The organism is Pseudomonas sp. R3-18-08 (assembly GCF_003852065.1).
In the GTDB taxonomy this organism is placed as follows: domain Bacteria; phylum Pseudomonadota; class Gammaproteobacteria; order Pseudomonadales; family Pseudomonadaceae; genus Aquipseudomonas.
Window position 1 is genome coordinate 4,154,815 of the sequence record NZ_CP027729.1, and the last position, 19,823, is coordinate 4,174,637.

At 61.2% G+C, this 19,823-nt stretch carries 16 protein-coding genes and 1 pseudogene; 8 read left to right on the forward strand and 9 right to left on the reverse strand.

The features are described from left to right. Positions 1-31: 31 nt before the first annotated feature. Positions 32-166 (reverse strand): annotated as a pseudogene (locus tag C4J92_RS18990) (3-oxoacyl-ACP synthase); the annotation flags it as partial. Between the two features lie 86 nt (positions 167-252). Continuing rightward, positions 253-1,377 carry a GNAT family N-acetyltransferase gene (locus tag C4J92_RS19000; RefSeq protein WP_124404919.1) on the reverse strand — a complete coding sequence of 375 codons (1,125 nt, stop codon included), beginning with the start codon at positions 1,375-1,377 and terminating at the stop codon, positions 253-255. A gap of 283 nt (positions 1,378-1,660) precedes the next feature. Between C4J92_RS19000 and C4J92_RS19005 the strand changes: the two genes are divergently transcribed. Then, a complete protein-coding gene (locus tag C4J92_RS19005) occupies positions 1,661-2,983 on the forward strand; it encodes a putative porin (RefSeq protein WP_124363868.1) in 1,323 nt (440 codons plus the stop codon). A gap of 31 nt (positions 2,984-3,014) precedes the next feature. Here the strand turns inward: C4J92_RS19005 and C4J92_RS19010 are convergent, their stop codons facing one another. The 5 genes from C4J92_RS19010 to C4J92_RS19030 form a co-directional block, all read right to left on the reverse strand. Continuing rightward, on the reverse strand, positions 3,015-3,248 hold the full coding sequence (locus C4J92_RS19010; RefSeq protein WP_124363869.1) for an anti-sigma factor: 234 nt from the start codon (positions 3,246-3,248) through the stop codon (positions 3,015-3,017). Further along, positions 3,242-3,856 (reverse strand): RNA polymerase sigma factor, encoded by a 615-nt coding sequence (locus C4J92_RS19015; protein WP_124404920.1) that lies wholly within the window; start codon positions 3,854-3,856, stop codon positions 3,242-3,244. The genes C4J92_RS19010 and C4J92_RS19015 overlap by 7 nt, the downstream gene beginning before the upstream one ends. 26 nt (positions 3,857-3,882) lie before the next feature. Next, a complete protein-coding gene (locus C4J92_RS19020) occupies positions 3,883-5,004 on the reverse strand; it encodes a beta-ketoacyl-ACP synthase III (RefSeq protein ID WP_124404921.1) in 1,122 nt (373 codons plus the stop codon). Positions 5,005-5,322: 318 nt separating this feature from the next. Further along, the gene (hrpA, locus tag C4J92_RS19025; protein WP_124404922.1) at positions 5,323-9,234 is read right to left on the reverse strand and encodes an ATP-dependent RNA helicase HrpA; all 3,912 of its coding nucleotides are present in this window, start codon (positions 9,232-9,234) and stop codon (positions 5,323-5,325) included. A gap of 339 nt (positions 9,235-9,573) precedes the next feature. Continuing rightward, positions 9,574-9,774: a hypothetical protein gene (locus tag C4J92_RS19030; protein WP_124404923.1), complete on the reverse strand. Its 201-nt coding sequence runs from the start codon at positions 9,772-9,774 to the stop codon at positions 9,574-9,576. On the opposite strand from C4J92_RS19030, the gene C4J92_RS19035 reads away from it, so the two are divergent. Then, entirely contained in the window at positions 9,742-10,803 is a 1,062-nt protein-coding gene (locus tag C4J92_RS19035; protein WP_124404924.1) for a hypothetical protein, read from the forward strand. The two genes, C4J92_RS19030 and C4J92_RS19035, sit on opposite strands and share 33 nt — an antisense overlap. Before the next feature lie 133 nt (positions 10,804-10,936). Here the strand turns inward: C4J92_RS19035 and aceK are convergent, their stop codons facing one another. Then, positions 10,937-12,667 carry a bifunctional isocitrate dehydrogenase kinase/phosphatase gene (gene aceK / locus C4J92_RS19040; protein WP_124404925.1) on the reverse strand — a complete coding sequence of 577 codons (1,731 nt, stop codon included), beginning with the start codon at positions 12,665-12,667 and terminating at the stop codon, positions 10,937-10,939. A gap of 153 nt (positions 12,668-12,820) precedes the next feature. On the opposite strand from aceK, the gene C4J92_RS19045 reads away from it, so the two are divergent. Together C4J92_RS19045 and C4J92_RS19050 are read left to right on the forward strand one after the other, a co-directional pair. After that, on the forward strand, positions 12,821-13,735 hold the full coding sequence (locus C4J92_RS19045; RefSeq protein WP_124404926.1) for a DMT family transporter: 915 nt from the start codon (positions 12,821-12,823) through the stop codon (positions 13,733-13,735). A gap of 110 nt (positions 13,736-13,845) precedes the next feature. Next, positions 13,846-15,411, forward strand: a complete 1,566-nt coding sequence (locus C4J92_RS19050) for a PAS domain-containing methyl-accepting chemotaxis protein (protein ID WP_124367920.1) — start codon at positions 13,846-13,848, stop codon at positions 15,409-15,411. A gap of 102 nt (positions 15,412-15,513) precedes the next feature. Here C4J92_RS19050 and C4J92_RS19055 read toward each other — a convergent pair whose 3' ends face one another. Beyond that, complete coding sequence (locus tag C4J92_RS19055) at positions 15,514-16,206, reverse strand: alpha/beta fold hydrolase (protein WP_124404927.1); 693 nt, start codon at positions 16,204-16,206, stop codon at positions 15,514-15,516. Between the two features lie 79 nt (positions 16,207-16,285). On the opposite strand from C4J92_RS19055, the gene ccoN reads away from it, so the two are divergent. From ccoN to ccoP, 4 genes are read left to right on the forward strand one after another with little or no spacing between them, the layout of a single operon-like run. After that, a complete protein-coding gene (gene ccoN / locus C4J92_RS19060) occupies positions 16,286-17,710 on the forward strand; it encodes a cytochrome-c oxidase, cbb3-type subunit I (protein ID WP_124363880.1) in 1,425 nt (474 codons plus the stop codon). Positions 17,711-17,720: 10 nt separating this feature from the next. After that, on the forward strand, positions 17,721-18,329 hold the full coding sequence (ccoO, locus tag C4J92_RS19065; protein ID WP_124367922.1) for a cytochrome-c oxidase, cbb3-type subunit II: 609 nt from the start codon (positions 17,721-17,723) through the stop codon (positions 18,327-18,329). Between the two features lie 3 nt (positions 18,330-18,332). Then, positions 18,333-18,533: a cbb3-type cytochrome c oxidase subunit 3 gene (locus tag C4J92_RS19070; RefSeq protein WP_124363882.1), complete on the forward strand. Its 201-nt coding sequence runs from the start codon at positions 18,333-18,335 to the stop codon at positions 18,531-18,533. After that, complete coding sequence (gene ccoP, locus C4J92_RS19075; protein WP_124404928.1) at positions 18,530-19,477, forward strand: cytochrome-c oxidase, cbb3-type subunit III; 948 nt, start codon at positions 18,530-18,532, stop codon at positions 19,475-19,477. The genes C4J92_RS19070 and ccoP overlap by 4 nt, the downstream gene beginning before the upstream one ends. Positions 19,478-19,823 lie beyond the last annotated feature (346 nt).

A 19,823-nucleotide genomic window follows, 5' to 3' on the forward strand; every position in this document is an offset into this window, starting at 1 on the left:
AAGGCAGGGCAACCTCTTCAGCGTGCTGATCAGCCTGCTTCACCGGAACACGCAGCTCGGCACGCCGAAAAAACTCAGCATCCAGTTCAGGAATTTCGCTGGTATCGATGGCTTCATCATTCATCTTGGCCAGGCGCTCCCAACCAGTTTTCGATGTTTGCGTCATAATAGTTGGCCTCCTTCTTGGTTGCTTTTCGGGCGGAGATGATCCGGATTAGATCACCACACCGTCCGCTCCGCCAGACAAGTGGCTCAGCCCTGCCGATAAGGCAGGGCCTCCCTCGCCTCTTCGGCATACGCCAGAACCCCCACTCGCTCGCGCTCGAGGAAATCCTCCACGGCGTTTTTCAACCCCGGATGGCGCAGGTAATGCCACGAACGGGTGATCACCGGTTCAAAGCCGCGAATCAATTTGTGCTCACCCTGGGCGCCCGCGTCGAAGCGTTGCAGGCCGTGGGCGATGGCGTAGTCCATGCCCTGGTAGAAACAGGTTTCGAAATGCAACCGGTCGAATTCCGCCAGGCAGCCCCAGTAGCGGCCGTAGAAACTGTCGCCGCCGATCAGGCTGAACGCCATGGCCACCGGGCGTGTGCCTTGTTTGGCCAATACCACGCGGATCGCCTCGGGCATGCGCTCGGCCAGCAGGCTGAAAAACGCCCGGGTCAGGTAGGGCGACTGGCGACGTACCGCGTAGGTGTTGGCGTAGCAGGCGTAGACGAAATCCCACTGGGCTTCGCTCAGCTCATGCCCCTGCAGCCACTCGAACTCAATGCCCTGCCCCGCCACCTGCTCGCGTTCTTTGCGCATTTGTTTGCGCTTGCGTGAACTCAGGGCGTCGAGAAAGTCCTGGAAGTCGCGATAGCCACGGTTTTGCCAGTGGAATTGGCAGCCCAGGCGCTGCAGCCAGCCGGGTTGCCGGGCCAGTGCGTCGTCGGCCAACGTGTCGGTGAAGTTGATATGGGCGCCGGAGAGCCCTTCGATTTCCAGGTAACCGGGCAGGCTGTTCAACAGCTCGAAGCCGTCTTCGGCATTGGCGGCCAACAGTCGCGGGCCGCTGACCGGACTGAACGGCACCGCCGTCAGCAGCTTGGGGTAGTAGTCGATGCCGGCGCGCGCGCAGGCGTCAGCCCAACCGTGATCGAACACGTACTCGCCGTAGGAATGCCACTTGCGATAGCCGGGCAATGCGGCCACCAGCCGATCACCTTCCCAATGCAGCAAATGCTCCGGCTGCCAGCCCGACTGGGGCCCCAGGCTGGCACTATCTTCCAGCGCACTCAGGAAGGCATGCCGCACGAACGGCTGGGCCTGCGGCACCAGGGCATCCCAGGCCTGCGGGGTGATTTCGGACAGGCTGTGCAGGCGTTGCAACGGCATCGGCATCCTCTCTGTTTCTGACGTGAAAGCCTGGCGAGTATCGCCTATCACAGCTCTATGCACATCACCAAAAATGGCCGGACATAGCTCTAAACCGATAGTTCCATCGGCAAACAATTTGTCATGCAGATGAAATCACTTAGCCACTACTCCGTCATAAACCGCCGCGATACTGACGCCTGTTTTCAGAGCACCCGGGTTGCCGGGTGGCATTTTTTTCCGTCCGTCATCGGTCGGTTGTGTCCTGGAGGGGTTGTATCCCTCCTCACTTTCGGAGATTGATATGCGTCTTGCTTCCACTAAAACTGCGGCGGCCCTGTGTGGCGGCCTGATGCTGGCCCTCAGCGTTCCGGCCAGCGCTGCAGTCGACGCTAAGTTGCTCGACATGCTCAAGGCCAACGGCCAGATCACCGCTTCGCAGTACACCGAATTGCAAAACGAGTTGGCCAAAGACCAGAAAGAACAGCAGATCGCCCGACAAGCTCAACAAGAAACCAACGAACAGATCGCCGCCACCGCGAAAAAAACCAACGAGCTGAGCAGCTTCGACCAGAAGCTGGCCTGGGCCGCCAAGACTCAGTTCAAGGGCGATGTGCGCTTTCGTCAGGAAACCATCAAGATCGATGGCGAGCCCAACAACGGTGGGCGTGACAAGGACCGTCAACGTATCCGGGCGCGTCTGGGTGCCTACACCGAAATCAACCCGCAAGTGGACACCGGTATCCGTATCGCCACGGGCGGCGGTGACGATGCGCGCTCCACCAACCAGGACCAGGATGGTTACTTCGATAAAAAATCGATCTGGCTGGATCTCGGCTACATCGACTACCACCCGGACCAGATCAAGAACCTGCACGTGATCGGCGGCAAGATGCTGCAACCGTGGGTGAGCATGGGCGATGTGATCTGGGACAGCGACATCAACCCCGAAGGCCTGGCGGTCACCTACAAATACCCGTTGGGCGCCAGTGCCGAACTGTTCGGCAGCCTGGGTAACTACAACCTCAAGGACAACGTCGACGGCGACGGCGTGCAATTTCGCCACGACCTGCGCCTGACCTCCGGCCAGTTGGGCACGCGTTTCTCACTCACCGACAACCTGAAAATGACCCTGGGCGGCAGCGTCTACGCTTACCAGAACGACAAGGACAGCCGCTGCACGACCACCACCACGCCTTGCGCACTGGCGGTCAACGGCAACTCGGCCAATAATGAATTCCGCTTGTATGAAGGTTTTGCCCAGGCGGACATCGGCGGCCTGGCAGTGCCGTTGGCCTTCTACGGCCAGTACGTGAAAAACAACGATGCCGTGACCGATCAGGACACCGCCTGGTTGGTGGGTGCCAAGTCCAAGGTGTTCGGTTTCAACCTCGACTATAACTACCGCGATACGCAACGCGACGCAGTCGTGGGCGCCTTCACCGATTCGGACTTCGCCAACGGCACCACCGGTTCGCGCGGTCACAAGATGAAGGTCAGCTACGACATCGACAAGAACTTCGCCCTGGGTGCCACCTACTTCCTGACCAAGGCTGACTACGCCAGCCGTACCCAGCGTGACGCCAACACCAACACGCTGCAACTGGATGCTGAAGCCAAGTTCTGACCTCACCCTGTAGGCGCGAGCTTGCTCGCGCCTACACGTCTTTACGTCGTTCGGCGGCGAGCCGTTCGGCCAGTGCGTCCGCATCTTTCACTGGCTCCTGCGGCATGATCCGCAACGTCGCCTGCATCAGACGCATCTGGCGAATGAAGCGCCGGCAGTTCGGGCAGAACATCAAGTGATGACGCACCAGCAGACGCTCACGAAAGGTCAATTGCCCATCGAGGTAGTCACTGGAACGTGCCACTTGCTCTTTACACGTCAACATTCGCCCGCTTCCTCAAAATGCTCCACGGTTGCGAGGACTTTAAGCCGTGCTCGATGCAACAGCACGCGCACATTGGAGAGTGAGAGCGTCAGAAGATTACAGATTTCTTCCAGCTCCAGGCCCTGGCGCTCGCGCAGCACCAGCACGCTGCCCTGCAACTCGGACAAGCTCAGAATCGTATGCTCCAGGCATTTACGCAATTCCTCCTCGGTCAGCAAGGCTTCGGGCGTGTCCTGGTGCCAGGCATAAGGGGCGACAGCCCAGTGGCCATCGTCGGGCGCGAAGCGGTCATCACCAATAGTGCCGTGGGGAGAAGGCAGGTCGTCGAGTAACACCTCGCGACGATTTTGCTTGTAGCGGCCCTTGGCGGCGTTCGCCGTGATGGTCAGCAGCCAGGTCTTCAGGCTGGAGCGCCCTTCGAACCTGGCAAGGTTGCGGACCACCGACAACCAGGCGTCCTGCACCACCTCATCGGCATGCCGCTGGCCGACGATGGCATAGGCCACCGCCCGCATCGCACTCTGGTAAGTGGTGACCAGTTCCTTGTAGGCCCGCTGTTCGCCCTTGAGCAGGCGTTCAAGCAGGTGCGCGTCGTCCGCTGCGGCCATTCAATACCTCGATGTAAACGTGCACATCAGCGTTTGCGCAGGATCACGCTGCCGATGGAATAGCCCGCACCGAACGAGCTGAGCACCGCCACGGAGCCCTTGGGCAAGTCGTCCTGATAGGTGTGAAACGCAATCACCGAACCCGCCGAGCTGGTATTGGCGTAGGTATCAAGGATCACCGGTGCTTCTTCCACCGAAGCCTCGCGGCCGAGCAGTTTTTTCACGATCAGGTGGTTCATGCTCAGGTTGGCCTGATGCAGCCAGAAGCGCTTTACATCGCTGACGCCCAGTTGGTTTTCCGCCAAGTGGGTAGCGATCAGCTCGGCCACCATCGGGCACACATCGCGGAACACCTTGCGGCCTTCCTGCACGAACAATTTGTCCGGCGCGCCGATGCCCTCTTCCGCCGTGCGGTTGAGAAAGCCAAAGTTATTGCGGATGTTGTTGGAGAACTGGGTCAGCAGCTTGGTGCTCACCACATCGAACTGATGCTCGGAGGTCGCCAGGTCAGCCCGCTCGAGGATCACCGCCGTGGCGGCATCACCAAAGATGAAGTGGCTGTCACGATCACGGAAATTCAGGTGGCCGGTGCAGACTTCCGGATTGACCATCAGGATCGCCCGGGCCTGGCCCAGCTGGATGCTGTTGGCGGCATTCTGGATACCAAACGTGGCCGACGAACACGCCACGTTCATATCGAAACCGAAGCCCTGGATACCCAAGGCCTCCTGCACCTCGATGGCAATGGCCGGGTAGGCGCGCTGCAGATTGGAACAGGCGACGATCACGCCATCGATATCAGCGGCGGTCTTGCCCGCGCGTTGCAGGGCCTGTTCGGCGGCGCCGACGGCCATCTGGCAGAGCACCGACCATTCGTCGTTACTGCGCTCGGGCAGGCGTGGGGCCATGCGCTGAGGGTCGAGGATGCCGTCCTTGTCCATCACGAAACGGCTCTTGATGCCCGAGGCTTTTTCGATGAACGCCGCACTGGACTCAGTCAGCGCCTGCACGTCACCGCGCTCGATGGCAGCGGCGTTTTCGCGGTTGAACTGCTGCACATAGGCATTGAAAGACTGCACCAGCTCTTCGTTGGAGATGCTGTTGGCCGGGGTGTACAGGCCAGTGCCGCTGATGACGACGTTATGCACGGTCGTTCCTCTAAATCTGTCAGGCAGAAGATATTGGTACCGTCGTACCAAACTGTAAGTCGTTCGATTCCGTCCAGCGGGCATCAAACTGGCAACGCTTTATTCCATCGCGTCGCTGCTACGACGGTCCCGGCATTTATGGGCGCGAAGTTTGCCACAAACACTGGGGTTTGGCGCCACTTCCCGGACAAACACCGTTTAAATGTGGGAGGGGGCTTGCTCCCGATGGCGGTGTGTCAGGGAAAAATTCTGTAATTGATACACCGCTATCGGGAGCAAGCACCCTCCCACATTTGGACTTGCTCAGTTTCGGTAGGCTCAAGGCTCGACCTGGCTCCATTGCTTGCTCAAACGCTTATCGGAAATCGGCACCTTGGTCCCCAGTTGCTGGGCAAACAACGACACCCGGTATTCTTCCAGCCACCAGCGATAGAGCTCCAGCTGCGGATCACGCTTGCCTTCCTGGGCGTGTTTATTCAGGCGACTCTGGTACTGCGCCCACAGGCCACTCAACTCGGCGCTCCACACACGGTCCTTCTGCACCTGGCTCGGCAGTTTTTCCAGGCGCAGCTCGATGGCCTTGAGGAAACGCGGCAACTCCTTGAACCATTGGGCCGGGGTCTCGCGCACAAACCCTGGGTACACCAGGTTGCTCAACTGCTGCTTGATATCGTTCAAGGCCACCGCCTGGGCGAGGTCGATCTTGCCTTTGAAGCGTTTTTGCAGGCCGTGCCAGAGTTTCAGCACTTCCAGGGTCAGACGCGCCAGACGCTCGGCCTGTTCGCTCCAACCGCCACGTTTGCGCTCGGCCAGCGCGGCCAGCCCAGCGCCATCGCGCGGCAATGTGGCTTCGCCGTCCAATACGCAGGTATCGAGGCTGGCCAGCAGGATATCTTCCACCAGCGCCTCGACACGCCCCAGTTCGCGGTACATCAGGCCCAACTCGGTCAGGCCCGGCAATTTGCCGCGCAGGAATTTCGCCGGTTCCGCCAGTTGCTGCATCAACAGGCGCTGCAAGGCACGCCGATGCTGGAACTCGGCCTCGGCGGCCGTGGAGAAACGCCCTTCCTTGACCGTGCCGTTTTCTTCCACCAGCGCCGGGTATACCGTCATCGACAGGCCGGCAATGTTTTGCTGGGTTTTCTCGGCCACCGGTGCAAACACCTTGGCGTGCACCGGCTGCTGGCTTTTCGCGGTTTGCGGCACCGCCAGGGCGGCCTGGCTGGCTTCGGCGAAACGCGCGGTCAGCTGTGCCAGGTCACGGCCTTCGCCGAGGAATTTGCCCTCGCCATCGACCACTTCCAGGTTCATCTTCAAATGGTTTTCCACCTGCTGCGCGGCCTCCGCCCAGGCTTCATCGCTGACCCGCGCACCGGTCATGCGCAACAGTTCGCGACCCAATGCCTGGGGCAGCGAACCCTGGCCAAACTCGATGCGCTGCAGCGCCGCCTTGACGAAGTCCGGCACCGGCACGAAGTTTTTGCGCAGCGCCTTGGGCAGGTTACGCACCAGGGCGATGCACTTGGCTTCGATCACCCCCGGCACCAGCCATTCCAGGCGCTCGGCGGGCAACGCCGGCAACAGCGGCGCCGGCACGCGCAGAGTCACGCCGTCGCGCGGGTGGTTGGGTTCGAAGTGGTAACTCAAGGCCAGGGCCAGATCGCCCAGGTGCAAGGTGTCCGGGTAATGCGCTGCAGTGACTTCACTGGCTTCGCGGGCCAGCACGTCTTCCTCGCGCATGATCAGCAGTTGCGGGTCTTTCTGGCTGTTGACCTTGTACCAGCTGTCGAAGGTCGCCGTCTGGTGGATCTCCGCCGGCAAACGCGCATCGTAGAAGGCGTAGAGGGTTTCCTCGTCGGCCAGGATGTCGCGACGGCGCGCCTTGGCTTCCAGTTCGTCGAGCTGCTCCAGCAGTTGCTGGTTGGCCGTGAGGCACTTGGCTCGGGACTGGATCTCGCCGCGCACCAAGCCTTCGCGAATGAACAGCTCGCGGGACACCACCGGGTCGATCGGCCCGTAATGCACCGGCCGGCGTCCGACCACGATCAGCCCGAACAAGGTGATCTGTTCAAACGCTACCACTTGGCCGCGCTTTTTCTCCCAGTGGGGTTCGAAGTGGTTTTTCTTGATCAGGTGCCCGGCCAGCGGTTCGATCCAGTCGGCATCGATCTTGGCCACCATACGCGCATACAGCTTGGTGGTTTCCACCAGTTCGGCGGTCATCAGCCATTGCGGGCGCTTCTTGCCGATGCCCGAGGAAGGATGAATCCAGAAACGCCGCTGCCGGGCACCGAGGTAGTCGCCGTCCTCGGTCTTCTGGCCGATCTGGCTGAGCAAGCCGGACAGCACCGCCTTGTGCAATTTCGGGAAGTCCGCCGGTTCCTTGTTGATCGTCAGCTGCATGTCGCGGCAGATCAGGCTCAACTGGCGATGGGAATCGCGCCACTCGCGCAGGCGCAGGTAGTTTAGGAAGTTTTTGCGACACCAATTGCGCAGCGGGCTGGCGGTCAGTGCCTGGCGCTGTTCTTCAAAGCCGCGCCACAGGTTGACCAACCCGGCGAAGTCCGAATCCGGGTCTTTCCACTGCGCATGGGCCTGGTCGGCGGCCTGCTGGCGTTCCGGCGGGCGCTCGCGCGGGTCCTGGATCGACATGGCGCTGGCCACGATCAGCACTTCCTGCAAGCTGCCGAGCTTGGCGGCTTCGAGCAGCATGCGGCCCATGCGCGGGTCCACGGGCAAGCGCGCCAGTTGGCGGCCGAGCGGCGTGAGCTGGCTGTTACGGTCCACCGCCGACAGCTCTTGCAGCAGGTTGAAACCGTCGCTGATGGCCTTGCCGTCCGGCGGTTCGATAAACGGGAAGTCGGTGATTTCACCCAGGCGCAGGTGCAGCATTTGCAGGATCACGGCGGCGAGGTTGGTGCGCAGGATCTCAGGGTCGGTAAATTCCGGGCGCCCGAGAAAGTCCTCTTCGCTGTACAAGCGAATGCAGATGCCTGGCTCGACCCGGCCGCAACGGCCTTTGCGCTGGTTGGCGCTGGCCTGGGAAATCGCCTCGATCGGCAGGCGTTGCACCTTGGCGCGGTAGCTGTAGCGGCTGATGCGTGCGGTGCCGCTGTCGATCACATAACGAATGCCCGGCACGGTCAGCGAGGTTTCCGCGACGTTGGTTGCCAGCACCACGCGCCGGCCTGGGTGTGATTGGAAAATGCGTTGTTGCTCGGCGGGTGACAGGCGCGCATACAGCGGCAGGATCTCAGTGTGCTTGAGCTGCGCCTTGCGCAGCATCTCGGCGGCGTCGCGAATTTCGCGTTCGCCGGGCAGGAACACCAGCACATCACCGGGGCTGCGGCGTTCGCTGCGCTCGTAGGCGGCAATTTCGTCGAGGGTGGCCAGGATCGCCTGGTCGACGGTCAAGTCATCCTCGACGCGGTTGCCCTCCTCGTCCTGCTCCAGGGTCAGCGGGCGGTACCAGGTGTCCACCGGGAAAGTACGGCCTGACACCTCCACGATGGGCGCATCGTCGAAATGCTTGGAGAAACGCTCCAGGTCGATGGTCGCGGAGGTGATGATGACTTTCAGGTCCGGACGACGTGGCAGCAGGGTCTTGAGGTAGCCCAGCAGGAAGTCGATGTTCAGGCTGCGCTCATGGGCTTCGTCGACGATGATCGTGTCGTAGCGTTCCAGGTAGCGGTCGTTCTGGGTTTCCGCCAGCAGAATACCGTCGGTCATCAGTTTGATCAGGGTGTTGGAGTCGCTCTGGTCCTCGAAGCGCACCTGATAGCCGACCAACGCGCCGAGCGGCGTCGCCAGCTCTTCGGCAACCCGGCTGGCAACGCTGCGCGCGGCAATCCGGCGTGGCTGGGTGTGGCCGATCAGGCCGAACTGGCCGCGGCCGATTTCCAGGCAGATCTTCGGCAACTGGGTAGTTTTACCCGAACCGGTCTCACCGGCGATGATCAGCACCTGGTGCTTGTTCAGCGCGGCCTTAATTTCATCGCGCTTGGCGGCAATCGGCAGGCTGTCGTCGTAACGAATCACCGGCAGGCTGTCCCGCCGCGCCGTGACCTGGGCGCAGGACGCCTGCATACGCGATACCCACTGCGCCAGCTTCTGCTCATCGGGCTTTTTGCGCAGCTCAAGCAACTGGCGCCGCAAGCGGTTGCGGTCGGCAAGCATGGCGTGATCGAGGGTTTTAAGCAGTTGGTCGATGGTGGGCGCTTGGTCGGTCATCAGGTACGCAAAGGTCTTTTAATGAGGCAGGTAAGCCTGCGGTGACATGATCGTAGACGGCAATTGTCGCAGATTTCTGTCCTTGTAAACGAGCCAAGCCCTTTCATCACGGCAACACGGCCGCTTCATACGCGTGAGCCAGCTATTTTTAGCTCGACGGAGGCGTGCCACCTACTCTCTCATTCGACTTTTCACGCAGGGCTATCAGAACGCGCATCTGGCCTGGTGACGATCCGGCGCGATTTACTGCGGCACGCGACCCCACCCGCACACCCACCCCACGCGGCTCGCCAAGGAAAACCCTATGCCCACCGTATCGGAGAAACCATTATGTTCGGATCAAAACCATTGCCCGCCTACCAACCCGGCGCCACGGTGGGCAGGCTGTTCCAGCAAACCCACGCTATTCATGAAGCGGTGGTTGAAAGCCTGATAGGGCAAGGCCACCGGCACATGCTCGATAAATGCCGGCACCTTGAACACGCATTGTTTGGCCCTATCAGTCGAATGCCCGACCGTGCCGCGCAGGAAAAAGGCCATCAGCTTCAAGCCTGGATGCACAGTTCAAGGATTGATGAAGCGCTTGCAGCCTTAGACCAGGAAAGCCACAAACACTTCGCCGTGCAGCCGGATGACAAAACAAGCCTGCACGCCCTCCAGCAACGCTACGAGCAACTGACCGCTCGCGTGGAGCGCCGCGATGCCCTGCTGGGTCGACGCGCAGCGTGGGCCGCCGCCATCGCGCCACCGTCCTGCGAGCTGGACCCGATAACGGTTGCCGTCCTGCCGCCTGCACCCCTGAGCAACCAGCTGAGTCGGCACACGCTGGAACAGGCGGTCAAACATATCAACGCTCTGGAGAAGGAGATTGCCTTGCTGGACAACCACATCAGGCAAGAGCCGCAGCCTCTGTCTCACGCCGAGGAAGAGATCTTTCTCAGGCAACGCAACGCCATGACCGAGTCTCGCAATGCATGGGCAACGGGCCGTTTGAAAGGCAGCAGCCAATTCAAATCCTCCGTTGGCCTGGCCCCGGAGCGTAAACGCCTGGAGCAGAGTCTGGAGCGGCACAAGCAACTGGCACCGGTGGAACTGACACTCCACCGACTGGAACGCACAGTCGAGACCGTGCAGCGCAACGGCCTGGGGGAGAAACTCTCGGCCCAGGCGGTCGATGCCGCACGGGACGTCTTGGTGAATTTGCGCGACGCCTGGCGCAACGGCAACCTTGATGGCAGCTCGATCGAGGGCATGAACCCTGCGCTGCTGCTGACCCCGCCAAACAACCGCCGAATCAAACTGGAATTGGCCGTCATCGAAAAGGCCTTTGTACAACTGAACGCAGTGCCCCGTACGGAACAAGCTGGCATTGCCGAGGAACGTGCGCAGTTCAAGGCAGTGATTGATTCCGCAAACAACATGCACGTCAAACACGCGGCGATCAGTCAACTTAAAGAACGCAATAAACAGCGAGCGCTGGTCGCTGAACTGAACACCGATTTGCGCACTATCTACACCGATCTGACAAACACGCTGGCCCTTCATCGGTTGACCGCTACGCAACCGTAACGCATAGCGATTTAAACAACCGTACACCAGCTTCAACCCAGCCCGGCCAAAAGAGCTCGACCACGCGCTTCAAAAACAGGCGCCCAGTGGCTGATTGCACATCGCAGTCGGCCACTGGGCCACGCTTACCTCTTCAACTCGCCAGCCCCTCTTCATCACGCGGGTCCTTGCGCCGATACGGAAACACGTCAATCACCTTCCCCGCGCGAATGGCCTCCTGCAGCCCTTTCCAATAGTCCGCGTTATACAGCTCACCATGCAGCTCATCGAACAGCTTGCGCTGGCCGGCGTCGGCGAACAGAAAAGGCGGGAATTCCTCAGGAAACACATCCAGCGGGCCAATGGAGTACCACGGTTCGCAGGCCATTTCATCCTCTGGGGTACGCGGCGCGGGGATGTGGCGGAAGTTGGCTTCGGTGAGAAAGCAGATTTCATCGTAGTCATAAAACACCACCCGGCCGTGACGGGTGACGCCGAAGTTCTTGAGCAGCATGTCACCGGGAAAGATATTCGCCGCCGCCAATTGCTTGATCGCCAGCCCGTAGTCTTCCAGGGCTTCACGTACCTGGGCGGGGTTGGCGTTTTCCAGGTAGAGGTTGAGCGGGGTCATGCGCCGTTCGGTCCAGCAGTGCCGGATCAGCACGGTGTCACCTTCCACTTCGACGGTGCCGGCGGCCACTTCCAGCAACTCGGCGAGGCAGTCGGGCTCGAACTTGCTCAAGGGAAAGCGGAAGTCGGCGAACTCCTGGGTATCGGCCATGCGCCCCACGCGGTCGACACTTTTGACCAGGCGGTACTTCTCGATCACCGTGGCGCGGTTGACGTTTTTCGACGGTGAGAAACGGTCCTTGATGATCTTGAACACGGTGTTGAAGCCCGGCAGGGTAAACACGCTCATGACCATGCCACGCACGCCCGGCGCCATGATGAACTGGTCATCGGTGGTGGCCAGGTGATTGATCAGTGCGCGGTAGAACTCCGACTTGCCGTGTTTATAGAAGCCAATGGACGTATACAGCTCGGCGATGTGCTTGCCGGGCAGGATGCGCTTGAGAAAGTCGATGAACTCCGCCGGCACGGGCACGTCGACCATGAAATAGGAGCGCGTAAAGGAAAAGATGATCGACACCTCGGCTTCGTCGGTGATCAACGCATCGATCTGAATACCCCGCCCTTCGCGGTGCAGCAATGGGATCACCAACGGCCATTGTTCGTCGCGGGTGTAGATACGCCCTACCAGGTAGGCGCCTTTATTGCGGTAGAGCACTGAGGAAAACAGCTCGATGTTCAGGTCCGGGTCTTTGCACACCCAGTCCGGCAGGTTTTCGCGCAGTTGGGCTTCCAGGCGTTGCAGGTCGGCAGGCAAGTCGGCGTAGGGTTCACTGAAGCTGTAGTCCGCGAAAATCTGCGCGAGCATCTGCGCCATGTTGCCTGCAGGCGTGTAGATGCGGGTCTGCGCCGCCCGCGCCAGACGCTGGGCGGGGCGCGTGGTGTGGATAAACATGCAGCCGTCGCTGATCAGGTCATGGCTGAACAGGCTGCAAAACACCGAGTTGTACCAAGTTTCGGACAGCTCATCGTCAAAGCGCAGGTCGATCAGGCCGATGTAGGCGCTTTTCACCTGGGGCCACAGCTCGATGTCCTGCAACACGCCCGCCTCGAAAGCCGCCCGCAGACGCGTCGTGACCTCACCCACTTTCTCTTCATACAGGCTGATGCGCGCCGCCGAGGCGGCTTGCCCTTGCTGCCACTGGGCCTTTTCGAAACGCTCGCGGGCGCCATCGGTGATCTGGCGAAAGTGCTCACGGTAGTCGTCGAAACCGTCGAGGATCATCCGAGCGATAGCGAGGGCGGGCTGCGACATGCGGAAAACCTCGAACGGGTATCGGGAAGCCCAGAGCTTAGCCAGTGAACCCCGGCAGGAGAAGGAGGATTTTTCACCGGCCGCCGTACTTAGCGATTGTGTCGACCGGAACGCTGGGCAACACTCCCCGGCCTGATCGTGTAGGAGTTTTCCGTGAAACCTGTCGATACCCTGTACTTGCTGGGACTGGCCGCCATCTGGGGCGCGAGTTTCCTGTTCATGCGCATCATCGCGCCGGAAATCGGCAGCGTGCCGACCGCGTTTTTCCGCGTGTCGATTGCCGCCGCAGGCTTGTTGGTGATCCTGGCGTTGATGCGCGTGAGCTGGGATTTCCAGGGTAAGTTCAAGACGGTGCTGCTGCTGGGCGTAATCAACTCAGGGATCCCGGCGACCATGTACTCGGTGGCGGCGCAGGTATTGCCCGCGGGCTATTCGGCGATCTTCAATGCCACCACGCCGCTGATGGGCGTACTGATTGGCGGGTTGTTCTTCAGCGAACGCCTGACACCGTCGAAAATCGCGGGTGTAGCCCTGGGGCTGTTTGGCGTGGCCGTGCTCACGCGTGCGGGGCCGGTGGCCTTTGATCTGGAATTGTTGATGGGCGCACTGGCGTGCCTGCTGGCGACCACCTGCTATGGCTTTGCCGGTTTTCTGGCGCGGCGCTGGCTGGATCAGCGCGGCGGGTTGGACAGTCGCCTGTCGGCCTTGGGCAGCATGCTGGGCGCTACATTGTTCTTGCTGCCGTTGTTTGCCTACAGCGCCATCAGTCAGCCGCCGGCGAGTTGGGGAGGCTGGCAGGTATGGGCGTCGCTGCTGGGGTTGGGGCTGGTGTGCACGGCGTTCGCCTACATCCTGTACTTCCGCCTGCTGTCCTCCATCGGCCCGGTCAAGTCAATGACCGTGACCTTCATGATCCCGCCGTTCGGCGTGCTGTGGGGCGCGTTGCTGCTGGATGAGCCGCTGTCGATGGCCCACGTATATGGCGGGGTGTTGATCGCCGGCGCGTTGTGGCTGGTGTTGCGGCCACAAAAAGCTCGGGGCGAGGATGCGCTGTCAGCCTCACAGTGAGGGCTCGGCGGTTTGCGCGCGACCATTGCCAGCGGATTGTTGCAAAAAATAAGTTAAATAAATGCGCTACATGGCCGATACCCCCTGAAAGCCTTGCGGATTGAACAATCATGCGTAATAACCAACCCGTTACCCAGCGCGAACGTACCTTCCCCGCTCAGCAACGGTTGATCTCCACCACAGACGCCAAGGGTGTGATCACCTACTGCAACGACGCCTTTGTCGAAATCAGTGGGTTCACCCGCGACGAACTGACCCGTGCCCCGCACAATCTGGTGCGTCACCCGGACGTTCCGGCGGCGGTGTTCGCGCACATGTGGTCGACGCTCAAACAAGGCTTGCCATGGATGGGCATTGTCAAGAATCGCTGCAAGACCGGTGACCACTACTGGGTTAACGCCTATGTGACACCGGTCTTCGACGGCAACCAGGTGATCGGCTACGAATCGGTGCGCATCAAGCCCACCGCCGAGCAGATCCGCCGGGCCGAAGCGCTCTATCAACGCATCAACCAGGGCAAGTCGGCCGTTCCCCAGCGGGACAAGTGGCTGCCGGTGCTGCAGGACTGGCTGCCGTTTATCCTGGTCAGCCAGTTGAGCTTCATGATCGGCGCCACCCTCACCTCCCAGTGGGGTTTCGCCTTGGCGGCAGCGCTGTCGGTGCCGTTGGGCCTGTTGGGCCTGAGCTGGCAACAGCGCGGCCTCAAGCGTTTGCTGCGCCTGGCCGAGCAGACCACCTCCGACCCGTTGATCGCGCAGATGTACACCGACAGCCGCGGCGCCCAGGCGCGGCTGGAAATGTCGATCCTCAGCCAGGAAGCGCGTCTGAAGACCTGCCTCACCCGCCTGCAGGACACTGCCGAACACCTCAACGACCAAGCCGCGCAGTCCAACACCCTGGCGCACAACAGCTCCAGCGGCCTGGAGCGCCAGCGCGTAGAGACGGAACAGGTAGCCACTGCGGTCAACCAGATGGCGGCGACCACCCAGGAAGTCGCCAGCCACGTGCAGCGCACGGCAGATGCCACCCAGGAAGCCAATCGCCTGACCGGTCGCGGCCGCGATATCGCAGGGGAAACCCGTGAGGCGATTCAGCGCCTGTCGGTGGCGGTGGGCGAAACCGGTATCACCGTCACGCAACTGGCCAAGGACAGCGATGAAATCGGCGGCGTGGTGGATGTGATCAAAGGCATTGCCGACCAGACCAACCTGCTGGCCTTGAACGCCGCCATCGAGGCGGCGCGCGCCGGTGAGATGGGCCGTGGGTTTGCGGTGGTGGCGGATGAAGTACGCCAGTTGGCGCAACGCACCGCCGAATCGACCGGGCAGATCCATACCCTGATCGCCAAGCTGCAGCAGACGGCCGCCGCCGCCGTGCAAACCATGGACGCCGGGCATCGCCAGGCTGAAGAGGGCGTGGCACGGGTGATGGAAGCGGATCAGGCGCTGGTCGGTATCAGTGAGGCGGTAGCGAATATCACCGACATGACCACGCAGATCGCCGCCGCGACCGAAGAGCAAAGTGCTGTTGCCGAAGAGATCAGCCGTAACATCAGCACCATTGCGTTGCTGGCGGACCAGACCTCGGAGCAGGCAATGAGCTCGGCGCAGTTGAGTGAAGAGTTGACGCATACGGCCAATACCCAGTACTCGCTGGTGGAGCGGTTTAACCGGTAGACCGCTATCGGGGGCAAGCCCCCTCCCACACTTGACCGTGTTCACAAATAGAGATGTGTGAACCCAATCCAATGTGGGAGGGGGCTTGCCCCCGATAGGTCCCTAACAGGCACCAAGAAACCCAGCCACCTTCACTGCAGCAGCCTCCAAATGCTGCTCATGACTAAACCCCGAAGCCTTCAACGGCTTCAAATCATGATCCCCCGCCACCAGCCACATCACCTCGATACTCGGCGACAGCTCATACCCGTGCACCGCCGCCCGATTACCCAGTGCATCCCGCTCGCCCTGCACAATCAGCGTCGGCGTCTTAAGCGCAGCCAAATGCTCTACCCGAGGTTTTTCCGGCTTGCCCACCGCATAGAACGGATAGCCCAGGCACACCAACCCAGCGGCGCCCAGTTCATCGGCCAATAAACTGGCCATCCGCCCGCCCATGGATTTGCCGCCTATCGCCACCTTGCCAGCGACATGACGCCGCACCAGGGCATACACCTCCCGCCACGCCTCCAGCAGTTTCGGCGCCGGGTTCGGTGGGCGCTTGCCCCCCTCTAACCGGCGCTGGGCCATGTAGGGAAATTCGAAGCGCACGACGTTAACGCCATGCCCGGCAAGGCGCGCAGCCATGTCATTCATGAACGCCGAGTCCATCGGCGCGCCGGCGCCGTGAACCAGGATCAACGTGACGGGCTCGCCTGAAATTCCCTGCGCTGCGACATCCCACAACCAGCCGCGTTCACGCACACACTGCGCCCATTGATCCCCGTCAATACTGGCCTTGTGCTCTTTGCCCATGCTTGCCTCGCTTTTTAGTCTGCCTATAACTCCAGCCCAAGTGCCGCATCGGCTTGGGTTGAACCGTGGATGGGGAACCATGAACACTACTTTAAGTACCGCCTATAACTACAAGGTGGTCCGCCAATTCGCCATTATGACGGTGGTGTGGGGCATCGTCGGCATGGGCCTCGGGGTTTTTCTCGCGGCCCAATTGGTTTGGCCTGCGCTCAACTTCGATTTGCCTTGGACCAGCTTCGGTCGCCTGCGCCCGCTGCACACCAACGCCGTGATCTTTGCGTTCGGTGGCTGCGCGTTGTTCGCCAGCTCGTTCTATTCGGTGCAGCGCACCTGCCAGACGCAGCTGTTCGCACCGAAAATCGCCGCGTTCTGCTTCTGGGGCTGGCAGCTCGTCATCCTGTTGGCCGCGATCAGCCTGCCGCTGGGCTACACCAGCTCCAAGGAATACGCCGAGCTGGAATGGCCGATCGACATCCTGATCACCATCGTCTGGGTGGCCTATGCCATCGTGTTCTTCGGCACGATCATGAAGCGCAACACCAAGCACATCTATGTGGGTAACTGGTTTTTCGGCGCATTCATCATCACGGTGGCGATCCTGCATATCGTCAACAACCTGGAAATCCCGGTCAGCCTGACCAAGTCCTACTCGCTGTACGGCGGTGCGACGGATGCGATGGTGCAGTGGTGGTACGGACATAACGCCGTAGGCTTTTTCCTCACCGCCGGTTTTCTCGGGATGATGTACTACTTCGTGCCCAAGCAGGCCGAACGCCCGGTGTATTCGTATCGTTTGTCCATCGTGCACTTCTGGGCGCTGATCACCCTGTATATCTGGGCCGGCCCCCACCACCTGCACTACACCGCGTTGCCGGATTGGGCACAGTCGTTGGGCATGGTGATGTCGCTGGTGCTGCTGGCACCGAGCTGGGGCGGCATGATCAACGGCATGATGACGCTCTCGGGCGCCTGGCATAAGTTGCGCAGCGACCCGATCCTGCGCTTCCTCGTGGTGTCCCTGGCGTTCTACGGCATGTCCACTTTCGAGGGCCCGATGATGGCGATCAAGACCGTCAACGCCCTCTCCCACTACACCGACTGGACCATCGGCCACGTACACGCCGGCGCACTCGGTTGGGTGGCGATGATTTCCATCGGCGCGCTGTACCACATGATCCCCAAGGTCTTCGGGCGCGAGCAGATGTACAGCCTCGGCCTGATCAACGCGCACTTCTGGCTGGCCACTATCGGCACCGTGCTCTACATCGCTTCGATGTGGGTCAACGGCATCGCCCAGGGCCTGATGTGGCGTGCGATCAATGAGGACGGCACCCTGACCTACTCCTTCGTCGAAACCCTGGTGGCCAGCCACCCGGGCTACATCGTGCGGCTGGTGGGCGGTGCGGTGTTCCTCAGCGGCATGTTCCTGATGGCTTACAACACATGGCGCACCGTGCGCGCGGTGCAGCCCGCCGACGCCGTGCCTGTCGCGCAACTGGCCTGAGGAGGTTGTGATGAAACACGAAGTCATTGAAAAAAACGTCGGCCTGCTGATGCTGCTGATGGTGCTCGCCGTGAGCATCGGCGGCCTGACCCAGATCGTCCCGCTGTTCTTCCAGGACGTGACCAACAAGCCGGTCGAAGGCATGAAACCCTACACCGCGCTGCAGCTGGAGGGCCGCGACATCTACATCCGTGAAGGCTGCGTGCAGTGCCACTCGCAGATGATCCGCCCGTTCCGCGCCGAGACCGAACGCTACGGCCATTACTCGGTGGCCGGCGAAAGCGTGTGGGACCACCCGTTCCTGTGGGGCTCCAAGCGCACCGGGCCGGACCTGGCCCGCGTGGGCGCACGCTACTCGGACGACTGGCACCGCGCGCACCTGTACAACCCGCGCAACGTGGTGCCCGAGTCGAAAATGCCGGCCTACCCATGGCTGGTGACGGCCCCGGTCGACAGCAGCCACACCGAGACCAAACTGAACGTCATGCGCACCCTGGGCGTGCCGTACACCGACGACGACATTCGTGGTGCGGTCGCCAGCCTCAAGGGCAAGACCGAAATGGACGCGCTGGTTTCCTACCTGCAAGTGCTCGGCACTGCCATCAAGAGCAAGAGGTGAGCCATGGGATTTGAATTCGACGCGGGCACTATCCGCGGCCTCGGCACGCTGGTGGTCGCCATCGCTTTCATCGGCTTGTCGCTGTGGGTGTTCAACAACCGCCGCAACGCGGACTTCGAGCAGGCGCGCCTGCTGCCGTTCGCCGATGAACCTTCTCCCTCCGACGCTCAAGAAGCGCCCGCACCAAGGAGCACTCGGCCATGACTACCTTCTGGAGTACATGGATCTGCGTACTGACCCTCGGCAGCCTGATCGGCCTGACCTGGCTGTTGATCGGCACCCGCAAGGGTGAAACCCACGGCAGCGTCGACCAGACCATGGGCCACGCCTTCGACGGCATCGAGGAATACGACAACCCGCTGCCCCAGTGGTGGTTCATGCTGTTCGTCGGCACGCTGGTGTTTGCCGTCGGCTACCTGGTCCTCTACCCGGGCCTGGGTAACTGGAAAGGCGTGTTGCCGGGCTATGAAGACGGCTGGACGTCGACCAAGGAATGGGACAAGGAGATGACCAAGGCCGACGCCAGGTTCGGGCCGATCTACGCCAAATTCGCAGCGATGCCGGTGGAAGAAGTGGCCAAGGACCCGCAAGCCTTGAAGATGGGCGGTCGCCTGTTCGCCTCCAACTGCGCGGTGTGCCACGGCTCGGATGCCAAGGGCGCGTACGGTTTCCCCAACCTGGCAGACAGCCACTGGCGCTGGGGCGGTTCGGCCGCAGCGATCAAGGCCACCATCATGGGCGGTCGCCACGCGGCGATGCCGGCCTGGGGTGAAGTGCTGGGCGAGGATGGGGTGAAGAATGTTGCCGCGTATGTACGCCACGACCTGGCCAAGTTGCCCTTACCGGCCGACAGCACGGCGGACCTGGCGGCGGGCCAGGCCGCATTCAACACCACCTGTGTTGCCTGCCACGGGCCGCAGGGCCACGGTGTGGAAGCCATGGGCGCGCCAAACCTGACCGAGCCTGCAGGGTTTATCTACGGCACCAGCCTGGCGCAGCTGCAACAGACCATCCGGCATGGTCGCCAGGGCCAGATGCCTGCGCAGGAAGTGCTGCAAGGCAATGACAAGGTGCATCTGCTGGCGGCTTATGTTTATAGCCTTTCCCATAACGCTGACGGTGCAACGCCGGAAAACCAACCTCAGTAACCATTAGCTGTGGCGAGGGAGCTTGCTCCCTCGCCACGGTTCGCCACTGCTTGCGCGACTAAGTGTCGCTCCCTTCCCAAGTCCAACTTTCCCCACCTCAGATTCGGGTCTACGCTTGCTTTCAAGCGAAGCGATTTCGGCGTACGCGACAACCACTGTCGAGGCTCCGAAATTTTCTTGTCCACTCGATCAGCTTTCGATTTCTATTTTATCCTTACATCAAACATGGAAAGGGCGCAGAATCTGGCGTGGAACGCATTGATACAGGTCAGTCATTGCGTTGCAATGGCCCCTCGCTTTCTACATACTTGCGGCCGATTTTACCTATAAAAAAACCTAAACCGTG